This is a genomic window from Paenarthrobacter sp. NPDC056912, assembly GCF_042786555.1.
Classification (GTDB): Bacteria; Actinomycetota; Actinomycetes; order Actinomycetales; family Micrococcaceae; genus Arthrobacter.
The window spans coordinates 151,890-176,686 of sequence record NZ_JBHUCD010000006.1; the positions used below are offsets into that span (position 1 = coordinate 151,890).

The 24,797-nt window shown below is 63.7% G+C and carries 18 protein-coding genes; 12 read left to right on the top strand and 6 right to left on the bottom strand.

Annotated elements, in window-relative coordinates:
* Window positions 1-212: 212 nt before the first annotated feature.
* The 3 genes from ACFRJ9_RS08835 to ACFRJ9_RS08845 form a co-directional block, all read right to left on the bottom strand.
* Window positions 213-1,817, bottom strand: coding sequence for an ABC transporter substrate-binding protein (locus tag ACFRJ9_RS08835; RefSeq protein WP_377666517.1), 1,605 nt, complete (start codon window positions 1,815-1,817; stop codon window positions 213-215).
* 140 nt (window positions 1,818-1,957) lie between these two features.
* On the bottom strand, window positions 1,958-3,964 hold the full coding sequence (gene murJ, locus ACFRJ9_RS08840) for a murein biosynthesis integral membrane protein MurJ (RefSeq protein ID WP_377666518.1): 2,007 nt from the start codon (window positions 3,962-3,964) through the stop codon (window positions 1,958-1,960).
* A 26-nt stretch (window positions 3,965-3,990) separates the two neighbouring features.
* Window positions 3,991-4,494 carry an NUDIX hydrolase gene (locus tag ACFRJ9_RS08845; RefSeq protein WP_090822121.1) on the bottom strand — a complete coding sequence of 168 codons (504 nt, stop codon included), beginning with the start codon at window positions 4,492-4,494 and terminating at the stop codon, window positions 3,991-3,993.
* Window positions 4,495-4,690: 196 nt separating this feature from the next.
* Here ACFRJ9_RS08845 and ACFRJ9_RS08850 point away from each other — a divergent pair, with 196 nt between their 5' ends.
* The 5 genes from ACFRJ9_RS08850 to ACFRJ9_RS08870 all read left to right on the top strand — a co-directional run bounded on the left by ACFRJ9_RS08850 (window position 4,691) and on the right by ACFRJ9_RS08870 (window position 10,630).
* On the top strand, window positions 4,691-6,214 hold the full coding sequence (locus ACFRJ9_RS08850) for a CCA tRNA nucleotidyltransferase (RefSeq protein ID WP_377666519.1): 1,524 nt from the start codon (window positions 4,691-4,693) through the stop codon (window positions 6,212-6,214).
* The gene (locus ACFRJ9_RS08855) at window positions 6,211-6,792 is read left to right on the top strand and encodes a histidine phosphatase family protein (protein WP_377666520.1); all 582 of its coding nucleotides are present in this window, start codon (window positions 6,211-6,213) and stop codon (window positions 6,790-6,792) included. The genes ACFRJ9_RS08850 and ACFRJ9_RS08855 overlap by 4 nt, the downstream gene beginning before the upstream one ends.
* A gap of 608 nt (window positions 6,793-7,400) precedes the next feature.
* Window positions 7,401-7,541 carry a hypothetical protein gene (locus ACFRJ9_RS08860; protein WP_172323635.1) on the top strand — a complete coding sequence of 47 codons (141 nt, stop codon included), beginning with the start codon at window positions 7,401-7,403 and terminating at the stop codon, window positions 7,539-7,541.
* Between the two features lie 139 nt (window positions 7,542-7,680).
* Entirely contained in the window at window positions 7,681-9,192 is a 1,512-nt protein-coding gene (locus ACFRJ9_RS08865) for a glycosyltransferase family 87 protein (RefSeq protein WP_377666522.1), read from the top strand.
* Window positions 9,185-10,630 (top strand): phytoene desaturase family protein, encoded by a 1,446-nt coding sequence (locus ACFRJ9_RS08870; protein WP_377666524.1) that lies wholly within the window; start codon window positions 9,185-9,187, stop codon window positions 10,628-10,630. The genes ACFRJ9_RS08865 and ACFRJ9_RS08870 overlap by 8 nt, the downstream gene beginning before the upstream one ends.
* Before the next feature lie 6 nt (window positions 10,631-10,636).
* Here ACFRJ9_RS08870 and ACFRJ9_RS08875 read toward each other — a convergent pair whose 3' ends face one another.
* Window positions 10,637-11,242: an NAD(P)-dependent oxidoreductase gene (locus ACFRJ9_RS08875; protein WP_377666526.1), complete on the bottom strand. Its 606-nt coding sequence runs from the start codon at window positions 11,240-11,242 to the stop codon at window positions 10,637-10,639.
* Between the two features lie 83 nt (window positions 11,243-11,325).
* On the opposite strand from ACFRJ9_RS08875, the gene ACFRJ9_RS08880 reads away from it, so the two are divergent.
* On the top strand, window positions 11,326-11,724 hold the full coding sequence (locus ACFRJ9_RS08880) for a winged helix-turn-helix transcriptional regulator (RefSeq protein WP_377666528.1): 399 nt from the start codon (window positions 11,326-11,328) through the stop codon (window positions 11,722-11,724).
* A gap of 48 nt (window positions 11,725-11,772) precedes the next feature.
* On the opposite strand, the gene ACFRJ9_RS08885 is transcribed toward ACFRJ9_RS08880, so the two are convergent.
* Together ACFRJ9_RS08885 and ACFRJ9_RS08890 are read right to left on the bottom strand one after the other, a co-directional pair.
* Window positions 11,773-12,474, bottom strand: coding sequence for an ABC transporter ATP-binding protein (locus ACFRJ9_RS08885; protein WP_377666530.1), 702 nt, complete (start codon window positions 12,472-12,474; stop codon window positions 11,773-11,775).
* A 24-nt stretch (window positions 12,475-12,498) separates the two neighbouring features.
* Entirely contained in the window at window positions 12,499-13,578 is a 1,080-nt protein-coding gene (locus tag ACFRJ9_RS08890) for an ABC transporter permease (RefSeq protein WP_377666532.1), read from the bottom strand.
* Window positions 13,579-13,772: 194 nt separating this feature from the next.
* Here ACFRJ9_RS08890 and ACFRJ9_RS08895 point away from each other — a divergent pair, with 194 nt between their 5' ends.
* From ACFRJ9_RS08895 to ACFRJ9_RS08920, 6 genes are all read left to right on the top strand, one after another.
* On the top strand, window positions 13,773-15,053 hold the full coding sequence (locus tag ACFRJ9_RS08895; RefSeq protein WP_377666534.1) for a sensor histidine kinase: 1,281 nt from the start codon (window positions 13,773-13,775) through the stop codon (window positions 15,051-15,053).
* The gene (locus tag ACFRJ9_RS08900; RefSeq protein ID WP_377666536.1) at window positions 15,050-15,706 is read left to right on the top strand and encodes a response regulator; all 657 of its coding nucleotides are present in this window, start codon (window positions 15,050-15,052) and stop codon (window positions 15,704-15,706) included. Before ACFRJ9_RS08895 ends, ACFRJ9_RS08900 begins: the two co-directional genes overlap by 4 nt.
* Window positions 15,707-15,820: 114 nt before the next feature.
* On the top strand, window positions 15,821-19,678 hold the full coding sequence (locus ACFRJ9_RS08905) for an NPCBM/NEW2 domain-containing protein (protein WP_377666538.1): 3,858 nt from the start codon (window positions 15,821-15,823) through the stop codon (window positions 19,676-19,678).
* Window positions 19,679-19,792: 114 nt separating this feature from the next.
* Window positions 19,793-21,775, top strand: a complete 1,983-nt coding sequence (locus ACFRJ9_RS08910) for a penicillin-binding transpeptidase domain-containing protein (protein ID WP_377666540.1) — start codon at window positions 19,793-19,795, stop codon at window positions 21,773-21,775.
* Window positions 21,776-21,789: 14 nt separating this feature from the next.
* Window positions 21,790-23,046, top strand: a complete 1,257-nt coding sequence (locus ACFRJ9_RS08915; protein ID WP_377666542.1) for an FAD-dependent oxidoreductase — start codon at window positions 21,790-21,792, stop codon at window positions 23,044-23,046.
* A gap of 67 nt (window positions 23,047-23,113) precedes the next feature.
* A complete protein-coding gene (locus ACFRJ9_RS08920; protein WP_377666544.1) occupies window positions 23,114-24,796 on the top strand; it encodes an ABC-F family ATP-binding cassette domain-containing protein in 1,683 nt (560 codons plus the stop codon).
* Window position 24,797 lies beyond the last annotated feature (1 nt).

Genomic DNA, 24,797 nt, shown 5'->3' on the forward strand with positions numbered 1-24,797 from the left:
GGGGACCCTAAAAGCCACCATCATTCAGGGTACCGTCTGGGAGGACACTGGACCGAAGCGGCAACGTCGGATGACCGGGTGCATCAGTAGTCACAAGTCGAGCTGCTGCGGGGCAAACGGTGTGGCAAAAGAAAGTAGCAGCAGGTGCCGTTTTAAGGGTTCCAAAAGGGCACCTGCTGCTACTTGGACTGCGGAAGCCGAGCTGGGACCGGCTACTGAATGGTGACCTCAGCCAGGCGCAGGCCGAATCCGAAACGGGTCTTTGGTGCGGCCAGCTTGGGCAGGGTCTTGATGACCACAATGACGTACTGGGTTTGCGTCGGTGCTGCCAAGGGCATTGTGAGCTCCGGTGAGGTGAAGCTGTTGGTGCCTACCAGCTTGGCTCCGTCCATGGCAGGACGGTCGTTGGTGTACACGCTGATACTTCCACCGGAGCCGCCCAGCTGGTTCAGGACTACGGACTTGACCTCCGCAGGGTTCTTCAGCTTGACCACAAGAGGCATTTCCTCGGACAGTCCGCCCCAGTCGGCCGATGCGAATTCCATGTCCGACCAGTAGCTGGCGGCGTTGCCGTCAAAGGCTTTTACAAGGTCCTTGTCGAACGTGGCAGCGAAGTCGAACGTCCCCAGACGCGTAATGCTGTCAATTGCCGGTGGAGTCGCGGGGGCGGCAGTTTCTGTGGGCGTCGGTTCATCGGTGGCGGTGTCGGAAGTTTGCGGCTTGGACGTGCTCTGGGTTGCTGCAGGTGCGCCACTGGGAAAGAGGCTGCCCAAGTTGGTCACCGCGAGAACGAGTCCCACGATCAGGACTGCAGCGAGCAGACCACCCACAAGCCAGCGCAGTGAACGGGGTTCACGCTCGGGGGCTTCATCCTCGTAGACTTCCTCGTCGGCGTAATCGTCGGTGACCGCCGATGATGCCGGGAAGCTGCTCGCGGCCCGGTCATAGCCTGCCTCGGCGCCGCTGCCAGCAGCCCCCGCGGCAGCTCCCCCACCCGAGGAGGCACCGCCGTCGGCAAAGTCGTAATCCTGCTCGGACCACAAGGAAACCTTGGATTGGGCCGGCTCAGGGGCAGGGGCCGGATCACGGGTAGGGGCGGGCTGGGACGTGACAGCTTGGGTAGGCGGCGGCGCCGACGCGGCGGGCGAATTCGCGGCAGCATCGGCGTCGTTGTTCTTGGAACCAGCGTTCCTCAGAGCGGCGACTCCCGCCGCACTTGCGCCGGCGGCAGCGGCAGCCAATTTTCCGGCAATGCCGCTCTTGGAGGACGACGGACTGGCGGCGGGCATGGGAGGAACGTTCCCGGCCCGGGTGGGAGGCGTTTCAGGCTCCGCTTCACCCTCGGACTCAGACGGGATGGGGTAGCCGTTTTCGTCGTACTGGATGTAAGCGGCCTCATGTTCGTCGTCCTCGTACAGGCCGTCATAGGTTTCGGGCTCGTAGGTACGCGCTTGTCCGAAGATCTCGCTGCCGAGCGTTTCCGTGAAGAACGGCTCGATATACGGCGGGTTGGTGGCGACCACCAGGTCCAGCAAATCCGGCGCGGTGCTGTGGTTGGTGATGAGATACGTGGTGTTGTCGCTGATGCCGAGGTCCAGGATCTGGACATGGCCGGGGCGCTCCCCCGTGGCAACTTCGCGGGCACTCTGGGCAACCTGCTCGGCGTTTCCGGGACCGGCAACAAGGATGCTCACGGGACGGTTGAGGACCTGGTCCACGCCGTCGAGCACCTGATCTTGGTCATGCGAGGTCAATACGGTGGCCGTGACCTTATAGCGGCCGCCAAGCACTGATCCGACGTCGATCGGGTGGGACACGTGTTCCTCCTAGGCTGTCCGGGAGCTGCGGGTCCTGCACGCGGGTGGCCCGGCGAGCCGGTTGAACCGCTTTTGCAACTACCTATATTCGTTTCTAGCCTAGCTGATGGCTGCCCGCCGCCCATGTTGACGGCACCGGATCACTTCCTGCGGTTTCCATGTGTGGGGAAGTGCGGATTGCGTCCCGGGTCGCCCTGGTAGGTGCGCCGGCCCGGCAACGGGACCTGTGGACGGAACTTACCGCCCCGGGCCGTGCTGGGCTCGTTCTCCTCGGGAAGGTAGGACTTTGGAGCGTCGGGGGTTGGCGTCGGGGCGGCCCTCCGGGGTTCGACTGCCGGACCGGCCCTGAACGAGGTGGCGTCGAACTCGCCCGAGATGCGTGGAATCAAACCGGTATCGTCCGAGACCGTGGCGCGTGCCGCCGTCGTGGGCTCTGCTGCGGCGTCAACAGGCGCGGGTGCGCCGCGACCCAAGCGGCTCATCAGCGGGCGGAGGAGGTCACGGAGTTCCGTCACGTGGAAGACGCGAAGCAAGACCAGATAAGCCAGCAGCATCACAGGCCCGACGACGACGACAGTCACCAAGGCGGCCGGGCGGCTGCTCCACGCGAAACCGTCGGCCCGGTAGCTTCCCAGAAGCCACAAGGCGAGGGCGCCAGCGAGTGCGGAACCCAACCCGGCGTAACCCATGCGGATATACGAGTTGGCGATCCGGGGGCCATCGAGGTGGCCCAGCAACCGGCGCAGGAACACGACGCTGATGACCACGGAAAGAATGTTGCCCAGTGTGTAGAGGACTGCGATGGCGTAGATGATCTGGCCGGCGGGGAGGAACTGGATGAAGAAAGCGCCCACCACATAGATCAGTGCCAGCAGCAACTGGACGTACAAGGGAGTGCGGGCGTCCTCGTTGGCGTAGAACACGCGGGACATCATGAAGTTCGCGCTGAGGAACGGGGTGCTGAGCGCCAGGATGGTCAGCGTCTGGGCCAGCATGACGCCGTCCTGCTTTTCGCCACCGGAGAAGAACATACCCAGCGGACCGGCCAGGGCGAAGAGTGCAAGGGCGCCGAAAACCGTAGCAACAGCCATGGTCCGAAGGCCGTGGGACAGGGCGTCCCGCAGCTCGGCTTTGTTGCCGTCCTGCGAAGCCCTGGTCATGCGGTTAAAGAGGACGGTTGCCAGGGACAAGGCGATGATCGAGTGGGGCAACAGGTATAGCTGGCTCGCTACTTCCAGGACTGCGTTGCCGGGCAGAACAGCGGCAGCAGCTGTGTCCCCGGCGTTGTTCAGGCGGAGCCTCTCGGCACCGGGAATGGTGGCGATCCTCATGACGTACAAGAACGCCAACTGCCCGACGGCGGCAGTCGCCAAAGTCCAGACGCTCAACTTGGCGGCCCGCCCCAGTCCAACACCGCGCCACCCGAAGCGGGGACGCAGGCCAAGGCGCAGCCGGAAGACGGGTATCAGCAAGATGGCCGTTTGGGCGATCACGCCAAGGGTGGAGAACCCCGCGATCAGGAAAGTCTGGGTGGGCCCCCAGTTGTCCACAGTGTGCGGGTTGGTGGCGTTTGAACCGAGGATCCAGATGAACATACCCAGGCCTGCAATGGCCACGAGGTTGTTCAGGATGGGCGCCCACATGGCCGGGCCGAATGCGCCGTGGGCGTTCAGGACCTGGGTGAGCATGGCGTAGAGCCCGTAGAAGAAGATCTGAGGCAGGCACCACAACGCAAACGTCACGGCCAAGGCTTTTTGTTGTTCGGAGTACCCCTGCGTGGTGAGGTCGATGACCAACGGTGCCGCGAGGGTCACCAGCGTGGTCAACGCGAGCAGGACAATCACCGCCAGGGTCAGCAGCCGGCTGATGTAGTCAGCGCCGCGGTCAGGGGCCTTGCTGGCCTTGATGATCTGCGGGACAAGGACGGCATTGAAGACGCCGCCGGCCACCAGCAGGAAAATCAGGTTTGGCAGGTTGTTGGCGTTAATGAACGTGTCATTGACCGTGGAGCCAAGGCCTAGCGCGGCACCGAGCATCCACGTTTTGGCGAAGCCAAGGAACCGGGAAACGAGCGTTCCTGCGGCCATGATGGCGCTGGAACGTGCTTCTCCGGATTGAACGGACTCGGTGGTTTTGGCTTCAGACATCGCCTTTATCGTCCCATGTACCCGGGTCAGAGGTGTTCGGGCAGCACTTCCCGTGCCAAATCGGCGATGCGGCGTTCGTTCGGGAAGGACAGTTTGCGGGCGAGTTCCTGGATGGGAACCCATGCGGCGTCGACGGCTTCCTGGTCGGGATCGTTCTCGATAGTGAGCTCGCCGCCTGTTGCCTGGAGCAGGAAGTGGTGCACGGTTTTGTGGACGCGGTGGCCGCTCACGGTGAACCAGTAATCGATGCTGCCCAGCGGGGCCAGGATGCTGCCTTCGATGCCGGTTTCCTCGGCGATCTCGCGGACAGCTGCTTCCTCGTTGTTTTCGCGGCCTTCCGGATGGCCCTTCGGCAGGCACCACTCAAGCCGGCCACCCCTATTAAGGCGGGCGATAATCGCAACCCGGAGTTCGCCGTCGGACGTGTCCACTACGACGCCGCCCGCTGACACTTCCTCCACAGTGGGAAGCGAGGCCTGGACCGGGTGCTGCGGGGCAGGCGCGACGTGTGCGCCGATTGCCGACGGCAACGGTGCGTTCGTCCTCCTGCCAGGAGCGCTCGGGATCGGGTTGGCCATGAGGTCCACTCTAACGACTCTTGCCCCGGAGTGATGACCGGGACATGGCCACAAGATGGACTGCGGGAGACGCTCCGCGGACGCATGCCTGATTTCGCATGGAACAGTGGCCCACCGCTGCGCAAAAATCTGCCAAGCTTAAGGGACTATGGCGCACGTATTGGACAGCTCTTCTGTTAACTTCACCATCGATCCGGTGGTGCTCGACCTCGGGCAGCGCTTTGTCGACGCAGGATTCGAGCTGTCCTTGGTGGGTGGACCCGTGCGCGACCTCTTCCTGGGAAGGACATCCCCGGACCTCGACTTCACCACGGACGCCACGCCGGACCAGACAATCGCCGTCATCAAGAAATGGGCCGACAACTTCTGGGAAATCGGACGCGCCTTCGGCACGATCGGGATGAAGAAGAATGGCTTCCAGATCGAAATCACCACCTACCGCGCCGAGGCCTACGACCCCGATTCGCGTAAGCCCGTGGTGGCATTCGGTAACTCTTTGACCGACGACCTGCTCCGCCGCGACTTCACCATCAATGCCATGGCACTGCGCCTGCCCGGCCTGGAGCTGGTGGATCCGTTCGGCGGCGTGCGCGACCTCCACGCGTCGGAGCTCGCCACGCCCGGTGCACCCGAGGCATCATTCTCGGACGATCCGCTGCGCATGATGCGCGCGGCCCGTTTCGCGTCGCAGCTCGGCGTGTCGGTTCACGACGACGTCCGGCTCGCCATGTCCCAAATGGCTGACCGCATCAAGATCATTTCCGCCGAGCGTGTCCGCGACGAACTGGTCAAGCTCATCAACGGCGCCCACCCGCGCGTCGGCATCGACCTCCTGGTGGATACCGGCCTGGCCGAGTTCGTCCTCCCCGAAGTCTCCGCCCTGCGCCTGGAAGCCGACGAGCACCACCGCCACAAGGATGTCTACCAGCACTCCCTCCAGGTCCTGGAGCAGGCTGCCGCCCTGGAAACGGGTCCTGACGGTGCCGTGCCCGGCCCCGACTTCGTGCTGCGTTTCGCTGCGTTGATGCACGACGTCGGCAAGCCGGCTACGCGCCGTTTCGAACCGGGCGGCGCGGTGAGCTTCCGGCACCACGACGTTGTCGGCGCGAAGCTCACCGCCAAGAGGATGAAAGCGCTGCGCTTCGACAACGACTCGATCAAGGCGGTCTCACGCCTGGTTGAACTGCACATGCGCTTCTACGGTTACGGCGATGCAGGCTGGACCGATTCGGCGGTACGCCGTTATGTCACGGACGCCGGTCCCCTGCTGGACCGCCTGCACCGGCTCACCCGTTCAGATGTCACCACGCGTAACCAGCGCAAGGCCGACCGCCTGTCCTTCGCCTACGATGACCTTGAGCACCGGATCACGGCGCTCTTGGAACAGGAATCGCTGGCAGCTGTCAGGCCGGACCTCGACGGTGCCCGGATCATGGCCCTCCTAGGACTCAAGCCAGGCCCCGTGGTGGGCAAGGCCTACAAGTTCCTTCTGGAGGAGCGGATGGAACACGGTCCGCTGTCCCCGGAGGAAGCCGAGGGGAGGCTCTTGGCATGGTGGGAAACGCAACCCGAGTCCGCCGTCGTCGAGCCTCTGACCGAAACTGAATCCACGCCCGCCGAGCCACCGTCCGCGACCGCCCCGGCGCGCGGAGAAACCGAGGAGCCCTCATGACCGCTGCGACTTCCCCGCGTCCGCAACTTTGGATCCTCCGCCACGGCGAGACGGAATGGTCAAAGAGCGGCCAGTACACGGGACTGACTGATCTTCCCCTCACCGTTGAAGGTGAGCAGCAGGCCGTTGAGGCGCGCAAGGTCCTGGAAGGCATCGACTTTGACCTCGTGCTGACCTCGCCGCTGCGCCGCGCCCGACGCACTGCCGAGCTGGCCGGATACCCGGAAGCCGTGCACGAGCCGTTGGCCGTTGAGTGGAACTACGGTGACTACGAGGGCATCAGTTCCGACCTCATCCGCAAGGACAACCCTGACTACCTCATCTGGACCGACGGTGTGCCCAATGGCGAAACCCTGGACGAGGTGGCTGCCAGGGCCGACAAGATCATTGGCCGCGTCCTCGAGTCCGGAATGGACAACGTCCTTGTAGTTGCGCACGGGCATTTCTCCCGAATCCTAACGGCACGTTGGCTGGAAATGGATGCCAAAGAAGGCCGGCACTTCATTCTGGGAACAGCCAAAGTCTGCACGCTTGGTTGGGACAAACGGACCCCGGCAATTGTCCGGTGGGGTCTCTAAGAAACTAATTTAGAAAACTTTTCAGCAAATCGGCGAATTCGCTGGTCAAACTCCATGTTGATGGGGTAGCTTATATCTTGTTCCCAGAGCGACCCGCCGGGAACCAGGCGCGCATTCAACGGTCAGTCAGCCGTGACAATGCCACAGCAGGCTGCATGTCAGCCAGAAAAGGAGGTTGGGAAAATGATTACTTTGACTAGCGGACGGAAGTTGACCGTCACTGCTGCCCCGGCCTCTGCTGATAATTCGCGCCGTTTTTGGACTCGCTGATCCACTCCTGACCTACCGGACCGGCCCTGCCGCCGGCGGATGTCATGCCCACCCTTTCCAGGGTGGCGTTCTGAGTAATCAGTTGTAGGCGCGGACCCACGCAGCATGCCGCGGGTGCGCAGTTTCCCCAAAGTTCGGAACCAGCTTCTTGTTGGGGTCCACTGCAGGAAGCACGCGCAATTGTGCACGGTGATTCGGGTTTTCTGATCCGGTCCGCTTAATCCCCTTATTAGTGTCGGCTATTTATGCCTTCTTTTGCCTTGAATTCCTATGAATTCCATTGGCTCTATTTGTTGTGCCCAAATTCCGGCAATTTCTACCAGGAAAGGAGGTGAACCATGCGAAAACGCCCCGAAGACCTGCGCTTCTACAAGAGCAGCGATGCTCCCAAGGACCGCACACTGTTCAACGGCCAACTGCTCGACCAGCGCCGTGAAGACGTCTATGTTGTCCTGCACCAGATGGGACTCATCCGCTGATTCCCTTCAGCCATTCCGAAGGAGTTTCAGGTGCAACACATCCATGCTGAACCTCAAGGAGCCCACGCGGCTACGCGTGGGCTCCTGCCTTTTAAGAGGCCGTGGTGCTGGCACCGCAGCCTGAAGGTAAGCTCGATCCATGCAGGAGACGAAGCCGCACCGGCAACGAAAACGTGCCCGCTTTGTGGTCCCCAGCCGCAGCGACTCCCTGCTTCGCAACTTCACGGAGCTCGTGGGAGGGCCCATGGGCCGGCACTCGTCTCCTGGGAAGATATCCTCCGGACCGTTCACGGTTGAACGGGTCCTCATCATCCTCACTGTGATCGCGGCGCTGCTGGCCATCCTCGCGAAGGACTACTGCCGGGTCAACGGCTGGGAAACCCCCGGCCAGTTCTACGCCACGTGCTATTCCGACTTCCCGGAACTCTTCCGAAACCGGGGCTTGGGCGACGGCGTCTTCCCCTTCTTCACGCAGGGCAGCCTCTTCGAATACCCGGTGCTCATGGGGATCATCGCAGGCGTCACTGCGCTTCTGGTACCTGGCCAGGGCGTGGGAAACGAGCGCATCCTGGGCTACTTCGACATCAACGCGGCCCTGATCGTTGCCGTGTGGATCGTCACGGTCCTTCTCACCGCGCGCATGAACAAGCGCCGCCCCTGGGATGCCGCCATGGTGGCAGTAGCGCCAGGAATCATCCTGGCCGGATTCATCAACTGGGATATGTGGGCCGTGGGGTTGCTCGCCCTGGGGATGTACTTCTTCTCCCGGGACAAGCTGATCCTGGCTGGCCTTTGCATCGGTCTCGGTACGGCCACCAAGCTCTACCCCGTGCTGATACTCGGCGCCGTGCTGGTGTTGGCCTTGCGTACCGGGAAACTGAGAACCTTCTTCGTCACTGCCGGTGCCGCTTTGGTGGCCTGGCTGGCCGTAAACCTGCCCATCGCCGCGATGAACCCCTCCGGGTGGCGCTACTTCTTCGAATTCACGCAAGACCGCCCCGCCGGATACAGCTCACCATGGTTCGCGTACAACCTGGTGGCCGACCGGCTTCAGTGGGTGCAGATGAACGCGACAACCATCAACTCGCTGGCGCTGTACCTGTTCATCCTTGCCTGTGCCCTTATCGGGGCATTGGCCCTGTGCGCACCACGGCGACCCCGTATTGCCCAACTGGCCTTCTTGATCGTTGCCGCCTTCATCCTCACCAACAAGGTCTACTCGCCCCAGTTCGTCATCTGGCTCATTCCGCTCCTGGCCCTGGCCCGGCCTCGCTGGCGGGACTTCCTGATCTGGCAAGCCGCTGAAGGACTGCATTGGGCGGCCATTTGGATGTACCTGGGCCAAGCGACCAGCGGCGGCTCGGTCCAGCACAACATCGACATGTCCTACTACGTTCTGGCTGTGGTCCTTCACATGGTGGTGACGGCCTATCTGATGGCGCGGGTTGTCATCGACATCTGGGATCCGGCCCAGGATCCGCTGCGCTCCAACGGCGACGATGATCCGCACGGCGGACCGTTCGACCGTGCCCCGGATTGGCTGAGGATCGATGTTCTGCGGCCGGCGCAGTCGGTGTTGCCGTGGCAATCCAACCCAGCCCCCAGGGCGCCCAAAGAACCCCGGAAGGCGGAGGTCAACAGCGATGGCTGACGTCGCCGTCGTCGGCTCTGGTCCCAACGGGCTCGCCGCTGCCGTGGTGATGGCCCGCGCCGGCCTGGACGTTCACTTGTATGAAGCCGCGGCGACCATTGGCGGGGGTACACGCACCACTGAATTGATCGAGCCCGGGTATCGGCACGACGTTTGTTCCGCCGTGCACCCGATGGCCCTGGCGTCGCCGTTCTTCCGCGCCTTCGAACTTGAGCGGCGGGTGGAACTGCGCGTCCCTGAAGTCCAGCACGGAACCCCCTTGGACATTGGCGGGGCCGCGTTGGCCTACCAATCCTTGGGACGCACTGCAATGGGCCTTGGCGCGGACGGGAACGCGTACAAGAGGCTCATGGCCCCGCTCCTTGACCGCTTGGGGGGCGTAGTGGACTTTACGGCCAATCAGCTGCTGCGCGTTCCCAGGGATCCCATCGCCGCCGTGAGGTTTGGTCTCGCGACCTTGGACCAAGGAACGCCGTTGTGGGGACGTCGCTTCCGTGAAGAGGCTGCCCCGGCACTGTTGACCGGTGTCATGGCGCATGCGGTCTCTGCCCTGCCATCGCTGAGTGCCACCGGGGCCGGTCTGCTGCTGGGCGTGTTGGCTCACGCTGGAGGGTGGGTGATCCCAGTGGGCGGTTCCGCCTCCATCGCCGCGGCCATGGCGGACGACCTGACCGCTCACGGCGGCACCATCCATACGGGCGAGAGTGTGAATTCCTTGAACCAGGTCCGTCCGGCACAAGCCACACTGCTGGATGTTGCCCCACCAACCCTGGCCCGCTTGGGCGGCTCGGAAATACCCGACCGATACCGCAGGGCGCTCGAAACATTCCGCTTTGGGAATGCTGCCTGCAAAGTGGACTTCATCCTGTCCGGACCCGTCCCGTGGCTGGCTCCGGGGCTAGGCAAGGCCGGCACGGTACATGTGGGCGGCTCACGCGCTTCCATCGCCGAAGCAGAGAATCTCGTGGCCATGGGCAAGCACCCGGCGGAACCGTACGTGCTGGTGTCCCAGCCGTCGCTGGTGGATGGTTCACGGGCCCCGGAAGGCCGGCACATCCTGTGGACGTACTGCCACGTGCCCGCTGGCTCGGACGTGGACATGGCAGAAGCGGTGACTTCCCGGATCGAGCGGTACGCGCCCGGCTTCCGCGATGTTGTGGTGGCTTCGAAAACCACGACGGCGGCAGAACTTTCCCGGTACAACGAAAACTACGTGGGCGGGGACTTCAGCGCAGGGCTCGTGGACATGCGCGGATTGCTGCAGAGGCCCGTGGTGTCCAACGTGCCGTGGCGAACACCGATGAACGGCGTCTACCTCTGTTCCTCGTCAACGCCGCCAGGACCGGGGGTAACAGGAATGCCCGGATACCTTGCGGCGAAACATGCCCTCAAGGACATATTCCGCGCGCAGGTACCCGGGCTGGGCCTGGGGCTCTAGTTGCCGCTAGTTGGCGGCAGTGAAGCGCGCGCGTCGGTGGGACGGGCTTTCGATTTCGTCCAGCATGGCCACAGCGTAATCCTGTGAGGAGATGCTGTTTCCGGCCGGTGAATCCTTGGCCACGGTGTATTCCCCGGTGCGCTCACCGGGCTGAATGACGGGTGCCGGAGCCAGGACGGTCCAGTCAATCGACTCAGGCGTCTGCTTAACGGCTTCGAGGGCCTTGGCTGCGGTAGTGGCCTCAGCCTTGTAGGCCTCCGGGAAGTCCGGGGAGTCGAGGAGGCGGACGCCGTCAATCTCGAGGGTTCCTGCACCGCCCACAATCAGGAGTCGCGCACCTTCGGCGTTGCTGTAGGCGGTAGCCATCGCGTCGAGCCATTCCGCGTGGTCGCCGCCGGTGCGGCTGGGACCCGTGGCCAGCACAACGACGTCGTGGTCCTTTGCTACGTCAGCGAACACCTGGCCGTCAGCCAGATCCGCTGCCTGGGCGGTGGCGCCGGCAACTTCTGCACCCTTGCGGGAGATGGCAGTGACTTCGTGGCCGCGGTTGATGGATTCATTGACGATCTGGCTGCCGACCATGCCCGTTGCGCCGTAGACTGCGATTTTCATTGCTCTCCTTGGGGTTGGTATCCTTGCAATAAGACAACGGTATCTAGCGGATACTGATAGCTTCAAAGGAACCTAGTTACCTCATGGATACTAAAGATCTCCCCGCCAACATCCTGGATCCCAACTGTCCTTCGCGCGTGATCTTTCAGCGGATCGGGGACAAGTGGGCGTCACTGGTGATCCAAGTGCTCGGCGACGGTCCTGTGCGCTTCTCGGAACTGCGCAAGACCGTCAGCGTGGTGACACCCAAGGTCCTGACGCAGACACTAAGGGCATTGGAACGGGATGGCCTGATCACGCGTACCGTCTACGCCCAGGTGCCTCCGCGCGTGGATTACGAGCTAACGGCCGTGGGTGAGTCGTTGCTGCAGCCGTTATCCATGCTGCGCGAGTGGGCCGAGAGCCATGTTCCTACCATCCTGGAAGCCCGTGACGCCTACGATGACGCCCAGGACGAAGCACTCCTCGGCTCCCCCAACTAAGTGACAGCTCCTGCAGTACTGAGGCTCCATAGCGACGTTTACCGTTAGCTAGTTGGGCTGGGCGGCTGCGACTGCCGCGCGGCTGATCCGGCCGTCCCGCATGGTCGCGACTGCGTCCGTGAGGGGCAGGAACTCCGTGTCGTGGGTAACCATCACGGTGGCCGTCTGGAACTCGTCGGTGACACGGCGCAGGAGACGGACGATCGACTCGCTGCGTTCGTGATCAAGTGCGGCAGTGGGCTCGTCCACCAAGAGCACAGTAGGGCTGCCCATGAGGGCCCGCGCGATGTTCACCCGTTGGCGCTGCCCGCCGGACAGCTGGTGTGGCCGTTTATACGCAGCGCCGGCCAGGCCGACGACATCAAGCAGTTCCTCTGCCTTGCCGCGTGCCGCCTTCAGCGGGTTACCCCGCAGATGCTCACGGATCAGCAACTGCTCGACGGCGGTCAGTGCAGGTAGCAGGTTCGGTTGCTGGAAGATGATGCCCACCTTGTCGCGGCGCAGGGCTGTGCGCTCGGACTCCTTGAGCGCGGAAACGTCCTGACCGTCGATCACAACGAGGCCGGTTGTGGGCCTCACGAGCGTGGCTGCAACTGCCAGCAGGGATGATTTGCCGGAGCCGGAAGGGCCTACCAGCGAGAGGAACTCTCCGCTGTGAATCGATAGGTCTACGGAGTCCAAGGCCTTGAGAGTGGAGTCGCCATCTGGGTACTCGAGTGAGATGCCGACAAGGGTCAATGCAGTGTTCACGATATATGCCTTTCAGGGAATTTTTTAGTTGCCACCGAGGGCAAGCAGTGGATCAACCGTGGTGACTTTGCGGACAGCCAGGACGGCGCCGCCGAGACCAAGCAGGATGATCCCCGCTACCGGCAGCAGCGTGGTCAGGGGAGTGACCAGGAAAGGTGCCGCCTGCGCAGCGAGGACTCCACCTGCCAGGCCTATGGCACCACCAACGGCCGCGCCGGCCAGCAACACCAAGGCAGCCTGGGCCAATGCATCCCGCAGGACATAGCCCGAAGATGCCCCCAGGGCCTTGAGCACGGCGATGTCCCGCGTGCGCTGCACCGTCCACACCGTCAGGAATGCCACGATCACCAAGGCGGAGATGCCGTAGAGAAATGCCTGCATGAGCATGAGTGACCCGTTCTCGCTTTTGTAGGAGGACAAAGCCTGGAAGGAACCCACGGGATCCGTGCTGACTGTTCCAGCCGCCGCGTTGGCGGCGTCGAGGTCCATGGAGGTTGCGGCGTCGTGCGTGATGGCGAGGACCGTGGCAGTGCCCGGCGCCGCGTGCGCAATGGACCGCCAGGTATCCAGGGTGGTCCAGACGACGCCGGTGTGTGAATACCACTGGTCCTCCACCACTGCCGCCACGGTCAAATCCGACCCGCCCACTCGGACGCGGCTGCCGGTAGCCAGCGACAGGTCCTTCGCCAAGGATTCACCCACCACAACGGTCCCGTCCTCCACAGACTGCGGTGCCAAAGCCCCGCCGAAGACGGCCACGTTTGCTGTACCGTTCGCAGCCTCGCCAGCACCCAGCGATTGGAAGCGCGTTTGGCTGAGGCCGAGCGCCTGAACGGAAGTGACACCCGGTTGCTCCCGCCACGCTTCGAGCTGGGCCGTGGAAACCTCGGACTCCGTATACGAAAGTTTCGCTTCACCGCCGGCAGGTGCGCCAAAGGCGATCTGCTGCGCGGGCAACGCCGCGATGGCCGACGTCGACTGGTTGCCCAAGCCTGCCGTCAGCCCGGACAGCATGACCAGCAGCAAGGTGATGAGGGCGACGACGCTGCCCATGAGCGCAAAGCGGCCCTTGGCGAAACGGATGTCGCGGATAGCGAGAAACATCGGATTCCTTCGGTTGATGCGGGCTTGGTCCCGGCATAGTCAACTCTTCCGGCGAACGTTCCCCAGGGCATCGGGAGGTGGATGGATTGTGGGGCTCCGAGGGGTTGAACCGGCCATCAACCGAATGGTTGATTCACGCGCCAAGACGCGGATACCGGGCGGTTCGGGAGGGGGCTGGGGATACGCTGGGAGGCATGCAGTCCCCCACCGGCGCCGCCACGATCCTCCGTGTGCTGCGTGTGTGCCTGCACGTAGGCTTCGCAGTATTGCTGCTGGTGGCGATTGTGCGTTTGCTGACCGGTGTTGGAACTGCCGGGGCACCATCAGCAGTGGCGGTGGTGGCCGGATTGGGATTGTCCGCCCTGCTGGCGCTCGTCTACCTCGCCGGAACCATCCTCGAGAAACGCCACGCAGGCGAGACTTCGCGGTTCAATCCCACGCCTTTCGCTCGCTGGTGGCTCGGTGCCGTGATGTTGCTGTGGTTGCTGCTCCTGCTGGTCAGCGGCGACTTCGCCTGGGTCGCCTTCCCGCTGTTCTTCCTACAGTTGCACCTGCTCCCCCGCCGCCTGGCATTACCCGCGATTGCTGCCAGCACGGCCCTGCTGGTTGGTGCCCTGTGGTTCCACAGCCGCGGATCGGCCGACGGCGGCCTGCAGCTGGCAATGGTGCTGGGCCCGGTGTTCGGCGCCGCCTTCGCCGTGGTCACCGGACTCGCGTACCGGGCGCTGTTCCTGGAGGCGGAGAACCAGCGCATAGTGGCCGACGATCTCCGCCGGACACGCGCTGAACTCGCGCGAACACAGCACGACGCCGGCACGCTGGCAGAGCGCGAACGGCTGGCCCGCGAAATCCACGACACCCTGGCCCAGGGCTTCTCCAGCATCGTCCTCATGGGAAGGTCCGCGGAGAAAGCGCTGGAGAGCGGCGATACGGAAACTGCCAAGGAGCGGCTGAGGATCGTCCAGGACACGGCATCAGCCAACCTGGCGGAGGCCCGCAGTTTCGTGCGGGGACTGCGTTCGCCTGACCTTGAGCAGTCCGGGCTGGTGGACACGCTGCGCAGGCTCTGCGAAAAGACCGAGACCGAGGCCGCTGCCAGGGGTACGGCGTTGCGTTGCCGCTTCGAGCTGGTGGGCACGCCTGTGGAGCTGCCCAACACGTACCAGACCACCCTGCTCCGGGCCGCCCAGGCATCCCTCGCGAACGTGTGGGCGCACGCCCACGCGCGGGCCGCCGTCGTGACGCTGTCCTTCCTTGGCGCGGAGGTGACGTTGGACGTTTTCGACGACGGCATCGGTTTCGAGTCGTCGACGGCGGCCGGTACAGCGCGCGGCGACGGCTCCGGCGTCGGGCTTATGAGTTTGCGTGAGCGGCTTGCCGCGCTGGATGGCAGCCTGGAGATCGAGTCGGCTCCTGGCGAGGGAACCGTCGTGGCGATGCGGGTGCCCTTGCCTGCGGGGGAAGGTGCAGTATGAATGACATTCGCGTCCTGTTGGTGGACGACCATCCAGTGGTCAGGGCCGGGCTCCGGGCGATGCTGGCCGACTTCCCCGGCGTCAGTGTGGTGGCGGAAGCGTCCGACGGTGATGCCGCATTGGTGGAGCTGAGCAAGTTGCACACGCTCGGCGAGCCCGTGGATCTTGTGCTCATGGACCTGCAAATGGGCGATGGCATGGACGGTGTGACGGCCACCGGGAAGATCAAAGCGGGTGAGGCAGGGAGTCCTCCGCCGCCTGTCCTGATTCTGACGACCTATGACACCGACGCCGACATCCTCGCCGCAGTGGAGGCCGGTGCCAGCGGCTACATGCTGAAGGACGCGCCGCCGGAACAGATTCGGCAGGCTGTCCTGTCCGCCGCGGCCGGTCAAACCGCGTTGGCCCCCGAGGTTGCGGCGCGGCTCATGGGCAGGATCCGGAATCCTTCTCCGGCATTGAGCGGCAGAGAGGTCCAGCTGCTGGAGCTCCTGGCCACCGGTATGAGCAACCGGGCCATGGCCAAGCAACTCTTCATTTCCGAGGCCACGGTGAAGACGCACTTGGTGCACATCTACTCGAAGCTCGGCGTGGATAACCGCACGGCTGCCATTGCCGTCGCAACGCAACGCAGGATCATCCGCGGGCACTAGTTGGATGCCATTTTTGGTGAAACGGTTGACCTTTCGCCCGCGAGCAGTGACGATTAGTGCACGTTTCGTTATGAGTTAGATCACAAAAAGTCACTCGTCGAAAGTTGGCCCCACATGTCCGCACCCTCCTTTGGCCTGCCCGGAGCTGCTCCCAACAGCCCCGGACGCCCCGGAAAACGCCAGAATTCTTTAGCCAGGAAGGCCGCGTCACTCGGTCTCGCCTCGCTGCTCCTCGCAGGAACCATCCCCGCCCTGACCTTCGCGGCAGCCGCCAACGCCGCCCCCGGCGACCCCGCCGCCATCAAGACCGTCACCCCGGAAGTACCTGTCGACGCATCGGGAGTACCCCTCGGCGCGGTGACCGGATTTACCCAGTCCGGCAACGTCGTCGACCTCGTGGCAGAAAAAGGCGCCATCCGCGTCACGTTCCTGGACGACGGCAACTTCCGCCTGGAAGCCGACCCCAGCGGCAAGTTCACGGACCCTGCCAACACAGACCAAGGCGATCCCGCCAGGACAGCCAACATCGTGGTGGGCAAGGACAAGTTCCCCGGCACCACGCCAACCGTCACCGACGGCGACTGGCTGGTCCTGAAGACCGCCAAGATCAGAGTGCAGATCAACAAAGCCACCACCCAGCTCCGGGTGCTGAGGGCTGACGGTTCTTTGGTCCTGGAAGAGTCAGCCCCGATCACGTTCGGAGCCAACTCGGCCACGCAGCATCTGGCCCGGCAGGACGGTGAGCAGTTCATCGGGGGCGGCATGCAGAATGGTCGCTCCGTCCACACCGGCGCCCTGATCAACATCGCCAAGAACTTCGACTGGGACGACGACGGCTACCCCAACGCCGTGCCGTATTACATGTCCTCCAAGGGCTACGGCGTCCTCCGCGACACATTTGCGCGCGGCTCCTACAACTTCGGCGGCCAGCCAACCACTACACATGAGGAAAAGCGCTTCGATGCGTACTACTTCGTGGGTGATTACAAGCAGTCCCTTGGCGCGTACACCACTCTGACCGGCAAGCCGATGATGCCCCCGGTCTACGCACTGGAATACGGCGACGCCGACTGCTACAACCGCTCCAACCCCGGCTACTCTTCCTCCGGTTACGGCGATCCCGACGGCGCCAAGCAGAAAACCCCCGATGCCATCAAGACCGCGCGGAAGTTCGTTGAGAACGACATGCCCGCCGGCTGGATGCTGGTCAACGATGGCTACGGCTGCGAGTACCAGCAACTTCCGGAAACCGTGAGCAACATCGAGGAAGAAACCGACCTCAAGGTTGGCCTGTGGACCCAACGCTCCCTGACCAACCAGGAATATGAAGTGGGCGAGGCCGGTGTCAGGCTCCGCAAGCTCGACGTAGCGTGGGTGGGCCAGGGCTACCGCCAGGCGCTCACTGGGTGCCAGGCCGCCCACGACGGGATCGAGCAGTACTCGAATGCGCGCGGTACCTCGCTGATGGTCGAAGGATGGGCAGGCGCCCAGCGCTGCGGCATGCAGTGGACGGGTGACCATTCAGGAAACCTCGACGCCGTCCGCTGGCAGGTCTCGGCCCTCACCGGTGCCGGCAACTCAGGTTTTGCCTTCACCACCGGCGATGTGGACGGAATCTTCGGCGGCTCCACCGAATCCTATGTACGCGATCTCCAATGGAAGGCCTTCGCGCCGGCGCTCTACTCCATGTCCGGCTGGGCTGCGACGGACAAGCGTCCCTGGCTCTACGGCGACCAGGCCACGGCCATCAACCGCCAGTACCTCCAGCTCCGCCAGCAGCTCATGCCTTTCATCTACACGCTGGCCCAGGAATCCTCGGCCACTGGTGTGTCCATGATGCGTTCCATGGCCCTCGAATTCCCGGATCAGCAGTGGTCCTACGGTGCCGAGGCGAACAACCAGTTCATGCTGGGCTCCGATTTCCTGGTGGCACCGGTCTTCACCCAGACAGACGTCCGCAACGGCATCTTCCTCCCCGCCGGTCAGCAGTGGATGGACTACTGGACAGGCAAGCTCTACCAGGGCGGCCAGATCCTCAACGGCTACAACGCCCCGTTGGATAAGTTGCCGGTCTTTGTCCGGGCCGGAGCAGTGATCCCGCAGGGCATCGTGGCCCGCAACGCCTCCTTGGTACCGGAAGATTCCCCGATCACCTTGGACGTCTACGCCCAGGGCAAGAACAGCTTCACGCTCTACGAGGACGACAAGGTCACCCGCGAGTTCAAGGACGGCAAGTCCTCCACCCAGCTCTTCGAGGTAGACGCTCCGGGCAAGGGAAACAGCAGCGTCAAAGTCACCATCAACGAGCGCAAGGGCGAGTACACCGGAAAGGCCGCGGCCCGTCCCTATGAACTGAAAGTCCACGCCGGCGCAGCACCCAAGGACGTCAAGATCGGCGGCACCAAGCTCAACCAGCACACAACGCAGGCAGCCTACGCCGCAGCAACCACCGGCTGGTACTTCGATGAGGCCAACAACGGCACCATCTGGGTAAAGACCGGGTCCATCGCTTCCAACAAGTCGGCCACGGTCCAGCTCCAGCAGGCCGGTCCGCTGGGTGGCAAGAGCCAGGAGGACACGGCCGCCGAAGTGCGGGTCACTACCGGAGAGCAGGTCTTCCAGGACCAGCAAACCACTGTGACGGCGGCGTTCGTCAACACTGGATCCAAGGCGAAGACCAACGTTGTCCTGACGCCCGTCCTGCCGGAGGGCTGGACCGTAGTTTCCTCCTCGGGAACCACAGCCGCCAAGGTCAATGGTGGTGCGACAACAACTGCGACGTTCGTCATCACGCCTGGCTCCAGCGCGAAGGCGGGGCAGCAGACGGTCCGGGTTTCGGCGTCGTACGCGGCTTCTGACCCTGGCACGCAGTCGGTGACGGGCGCGAACCAGATCTACGTCGCCTACGGTTCACTGGCCGCCGCTTACAACACCGTTTCGGTCACCACGGTTGCGGGCAAGGCGCTCGGAAACTTCGACGGCGGAGGGGCCACCTTCGCTGCCGAGCAGCTGGCTGCCGCTACGGTTCCGGCAGGCGGAGTCAGGCCGGGCAGCACGGTCACCGTGGATGCCGGCAAGCCGACGCAGGTTGACTACACGTGGCCGGCAGTGGGACCCGATGTCCCCAACTCGGTTGCGTTGTCCGCCCAAACCATCGCGGTCAAGGGCAAGGGCACACACTTGGCTGTCCTGGGATCGGCCGCTGTGGGAAACGGTACGAGCCCGGCCCTGACACTGACATATTCCGATGGAAGCATGGAACAACAGTCCATCTTCTTCCCTAACTGGTTGCAACCCTCGGTACTGAACGGCGCCGTGCTGGCGGTCTCCGAGCAGGGCCGCAACAACGCTAACGGACCGTCCCCGGAGTACACGCAATACAAGTACCAGGCGTTCTCCAACACGGTCCGGCTCAACCCGACCAAGGAACTGGCGTCCGTCACGTTGCCCACTGACACCCGGGTGAAGTTCTTCGACTGGAAGGTGACCTCGCAGCCGTTGCCGGACGTCCCTGTTGGCTCCGTATTTGCCTCCGAGACGCCGTGGGTCCAAGCCCTCAACGGCTATGGCGTGATCGGCAAGAACGTCGCCAACAAGGACTCGGCTTCCTCGCCGGACAAGCCCTTGGCCGTGAACTACACCGATCCCGCCACAGGCCAGCAGCCGGTGTTCAGCAAGGGATTGGGTGTACACGCGGCATCCAAGATCACGTATTACCTGGGCGGAAAATGCAGTTCCTTTACCTCGCAGGTAGGCCTTGAGAGCGGATTTGGCGGCAACATCATCTTCAAGGTCAACGCAGACGGCGTGAACAAATACCAGTCGCGCACGTACACGCCGGGATTCGCTCCGGAAGCGGTTTCCGTTGACCTGACCGGTGTGGCCTACGTGGAGCTGGCGGTGGATCCTTCCGGTTCCATCAACGGAGCCCACGGTGTCTGGGGTGATGCCAAGTTCACATGCGAACCGTAACCTAACTCGCGGCTGACCCAACTGACTCGCATTAGTGGTTGTTTTGAGGGCTGGGAACAACCACAACTGCGAGTCAGTTGGGTTTGCAAGAAACTGTCAGGGGAACGGGGCATAATGGCGCGGGTGGGGAAAACACGGAATCTTGTCCTTGGCCTTGTAGCGCTTGTGATGGCTGGCTCGCTGACCGCCTGTGATGACGGCCGCGCCGGTGCGGAGGGCGCTGCCAAGCAGCTCGCCTCTTCTCTGGCAGCGCTCGACGTCGGTTCTCTCGCCGTTGAGGGCAAGGACGCTGCCGCGGCCAACGATGAACTCAACGCCGTTTTCGGCGGCCTTGACGCTAAGCCATCAGTTCAGTCCGGGGACGTAAAGCTCGACGGCGACACCGCCACGTTCCCACTGAGCTACAGCTGGAACATCGGCTCGGCAAAGTGGGAGTACAGCTCCGAGGCCACCTTGAAGAAGTCCGACGGCAAATGGGCCGTTCAATGGAACCCTGCCCTGCTCGCCCCGCAGCTCTCCGATGGCGAGACCCTCTCCGTCAAGACTGTCCCCGCCCAGCGTGGCCAGATCCTCGGCGCAGGGGATACCCCGATTGTGGAAGACCGCCCCGTTTTCCGGGTGGGTATCGACAAGACCAAGATTTCCGCCGAGCAAGCTGACTCCTCTGCCCGTGCCATGGCCGGGTTGCTCGGGTTGGACGCAGAAGAATACGCCAAGCAAGTGGCTGCCTCCGGCCCGCAGGCCTTCGTGGAGGGCCTGGTCCTCCGCGCTTACACCGCCGACATCACCGAGGCACGGATTGAAGCCATCCCCGGCGGTGCCAGCATCCTGGATTCCATGGCCCTGGCGCCCACCCGCACTTTCGCGCGAGCCCTGCTGGGCAGCGTAGGCCAGGCCAGTGCTGAGCAAATTGAAAAGTCCAACGGCGCGCTCCGGGCCGGTGACACCACCGGAACCGGTGGCCTGCAGCAGAAGTACGATTCCCTGCTGCGGGGCAAGGACGGTGTGGAAGTAGTGGCCAAGGCGGAGGCCAAGTCCGAGGGCGAAACCCCCGGTACCAAGGTGTTCTTCTCGTCGCTCCCCGCGCCCGGAACCACGCTTAAAACCACCCTTGACCTGCGGCTGCAGCAGCTCGCGGAAGAGACGCTGGCCGGAGTTGGTCCGGCATCGGCCATTGTGGCCCTCAGACCCTCCACGGGTGCAGTCCTTGCTGCCGCGTCCGGTCCGGGAAGCAACGGCTACAACACTGCAATGCTCGGACAATACGCTCCGGGTTCCACGTTCAAGATCGTGGATTCGCTCGCGATGTTCCGCAACGGCGCAACCCCCGACTCGAAGGTGGAATGCCCGCCGACGCTCACCGTCGACGGCCGTACCTTCAAGAATGCAGAGGGCTACCCGGAAAGCTCGCTGGGATCGGTCGCGCTGCGGGACGCCTTCGCACACTCGTGCAACACGGCCTTCATCAATGCCCGCGACACCGTCAGCCAGGACCAGCTTGAATCCGCGGCGCAGGCACTTGGCGTGGCCGTGGAAGCTCCCAAACTCGGCGCTGACGCTTTCCTGGGTTCAGTTCCCAACGCTGCCGAGGGCACGGAGCACGCCGCTTCCATGATTGGCCAGGGCAAGGTGCTCTTCTCCCCTCTCTCCGCCGCAATCATGGCGGCTTCTGTTGCCAACGGCGCTCCGGTTTCTCCCCAGCTCGTGCTCAACGCCGACGCTGCCCAGGAACCCGGTGCGGTCCCCACGGAAACCGGCAGCGCACCGGCGTCGTCCGCTTCCGAAACGGCAAGCGCAGCCCCTGCCGCGCCCGCGTCCACCAAGCCCATCACCAAGGAGGAAGCCGCAGCGCTGGCTGACATGATGCGTGCAGTGGTGACGTCCGGACACGCCGGATTCCTCTCTTCCGTGCCGGGCGCCCCCGTGGGGGCCAAGACCGGAACCGCGGAATTCGGCAATGACGATCCCCCCAAAACGCACGCGTGGATCGTTGCCACCCATGGGGACCTGGCCGTGGCGGTGTTTGTTGAAGACGGCGGACTGGGTGCGACTACCAGCGGGCCGCTGCTGAAAACGTTCCTTACTGCGGCCGGCTGATCCGGAGGAGAATCATGGAAGCGAGTACCCAGTGTGTTGTGGTTGGCGGTGGGCCGGCCGGGATAATGCTGGGACTGCTGCTTGCCCGTGCCGGCGTTGAAGTCACGGTGTTGGAGAAACACGCCGACTTCCTCCGCGACTTCCGTGGCGACACCGTGCACGCTTCCACCATCAGGCTTCTCGACGAACTGGGCCTGGGCGAAGGCTTTCGTGCCCTGCCGCAGAGCAAGCTCGGCAACTTCCGGCTCCCCATGGAGGGCGGGGATTCCGTGGTTCTCGCCGATTTCGGGCTTCTCAAAGCTCCCTACAACTATGTTGCGATGGTGCCCCAATGGGATCTCCTGAACTTCCTGGTGGAGGCGGCGCAGCAGGAACCCACCTTCACGCTCCGTATGAACACCGAGGCCACAGACCTGTTGAAGGATGGTTCGGGCAAGGTTGTTGGTGTCAGCTACCGAACCCGCGACCCCCTGACCGGTGACACTTTGGGGACCGGAGAATTTCGGTCCGAGCTGATGGTGGCGTGTGATGGTCGAGGCTCCGTGCTCCGTTCGCGGGCGGGGTTGGTCCCGCGGGAGTTCCCAGTGCCGTTCGATACGTGGTGGTTCCGGATCCCCCGTGATGCCGACGAGACCGATCCTGTGGCCTCCATTTCGCCCCGCTTTGCCGGCTCTGAAGTGCTATTGAGCCTCACCCGCAAGGACTACCACCAGATCGCCTACCTCGCCGCCAAGGGTTCCGATGCCAAGCTCCGTGCAGAGGGGGTTGAATCGTTCCGTGACCGGGTGGCCCGTCTCCGGCCGGACCTCGCCGACAGGGTGGACCAGATCGGTTCCATGGACGACCTCCACTTGCTGGACGTGAAACTGAACAGGCTCTCCCGCTGGCATGAACCGGGGCTGTTGTTGATCGGGGACGCCGCCCACGCAATGTCCCCCGCCGGCGGCGTTGGGATCAACCTTGCCGTGCAGGATGCCGTGGCGGCCGCTCGAGTGATCGCGTCACCGCTGCTGAGTGAAACGCTCGACGACGACCACCTCGCCGCGGTGCAGAAGCGGCGCTGGCTCCCCACCGTGATGGTCCAAACGTTCCAGCGGGTGCTTCATCGTGTGGTGTTCGCCCAAGTCATGGCTGGAAAACAGCCGAATCCTCCAAAACCCCTCGTCTTTGCGGCGCGGCGGCTTCCCGGCTTCCCGAAACTTCCCGCGCGCATGATTGCCTTCGGACCACGCCCCGAGCACGCGCCGGACTTTGCCCGCAGGAAGCCTTAGTCCGCTTCCGCGCGCCGGCCGCGTACCGCCGTCGAGCGTTAATAGCTCGCCGTGGGAGGATTGAACGGTGGCCCATATTGACGTTTCCGGCATCGACTACTTCCTCTCCGACGGCACCCAGCTGCTCAACGGCGTGACTTTCAAAGTCCCCGACGGCACCAAGACGGCGCTGATCGGACCCAACGGAACTGGCAAGACCACACTGTTCAAGATCATCTCGGGCGACCTCACACCGGACGAGGGTGCAGTGGGCCGCTCGGGAAACATGGGGATCATGCGCCAGTTCGTGGGTCAGGTACGCGATGACTCCACGGTCCGCGACCTCCTGGTCTCGGCGGCCCCTCCCGGGCTTGCCGCTGCGGCAAAGGCCGTCGAAGAAGCCGAGCTCGCCATGATGGAGCACGACGACGAACCCACCCAGATGAAGTACGCCCAAGCGATCGTGGACTGGGGAGATGCGGGCGGCTACGACGTGGAAACCGTCTGGGACGAAGTCTGCATGGCCGCACTGGGGATTTCCTTCGACAAGGCGCAGTTCCGCCGCGCCTCCACGCTGTCCGGCGGCGAACAGAAGCGATTGGTGTTGGAAGCGCTCTTCGCTGGCCCGGACGAACTCCTGCTCCTTGACGAGCCGGACAACTACCTTGACGTCCCTGGCAAGCGATGGCTGGAAGGCAAGCTCAACGAGTCCAAGAAGACCGTGCTGTTCATCAGCCACGATCGCGAGCTGCTCAACAACGCGGCCGGCCGCATCGTGACGCTTGAACCGGGCATCAACGGGGCCGGCGCGTGGATCCACGGCGGCGGCTTCGGCTCGTACGTGGAAGCACGTGCCGACCGCAACGCGCGGTTCGAGGAACTTCGCAAGCGCTGGGACGAGGAGCACATCAAGCTCAAGGAACTCGTCAACATGTACAAGAACAAGGCGGCGTTCCGCTCCGATATGGCCAACAGGTACCAGGCAGCGCAGACCCGCCTTGCCAAGTTCCTGGAAGCCGGACCACCCGAGGCCCTGCCGATCGAGCAAAACGTCAAAATGCGCCTCAAGGGCGGCCGCACTGCCAAGCGCGCGGTGGTCGCTGAGAAGCTGGAACTGACCGGACTGATGAAGCCGTTCTCCACGGAGATCTGGTTCGGGGACCGCGTGGGCGTTCTGGGCTCCAACGGTTCCGGTAAGAGCCACTTCCTCCGCCTCCTCGCCACGGGCGGCACTGACCCGGAGCGCGAGCACCTGCCAGTGTCCGACGTCGTTATCGCCGAAGTGCCGCACGAGGGCACCGTGAAACTCGGCGCGCGCATCCGGCCCGGGTTCTTCGCGCAGACGCACGTCCGTCCTGACCTGTTGGGCCGGACATTGCTGGAGATCCTGCACCGCGGTGACGAACACCGCTCAGGGCTGCCTCGGGAAGCTGCTGCGGGAGCCCTGGATTCCTACGGCTTGGCGGGACAGTCAGAGCAGAAGTACGAGTCGTTGTCCGGCGGTCAGCAGGCGCGGTTCCAGATTCTGTTGCTGCAGCTCTCCGGTGCCACGCTGCTCTTGCTTGATGAGCCGACGGATAACCTGGACCTGCACTCGGGAGAGGCCTTGGAGCGTGCCATTGACGCATTCGAGGGAACCGTCCTGGCCGTCACGCACGACCGCTGGTTCGCCAAGTCGTTCGACCGCTTCCTGATCTTCGGTTCCGACGGCAAGGTGTACGAGTCCGAGGAACCCGTATGGGACGAGAAGCGAGTAGACCGCGCCCGGTAGT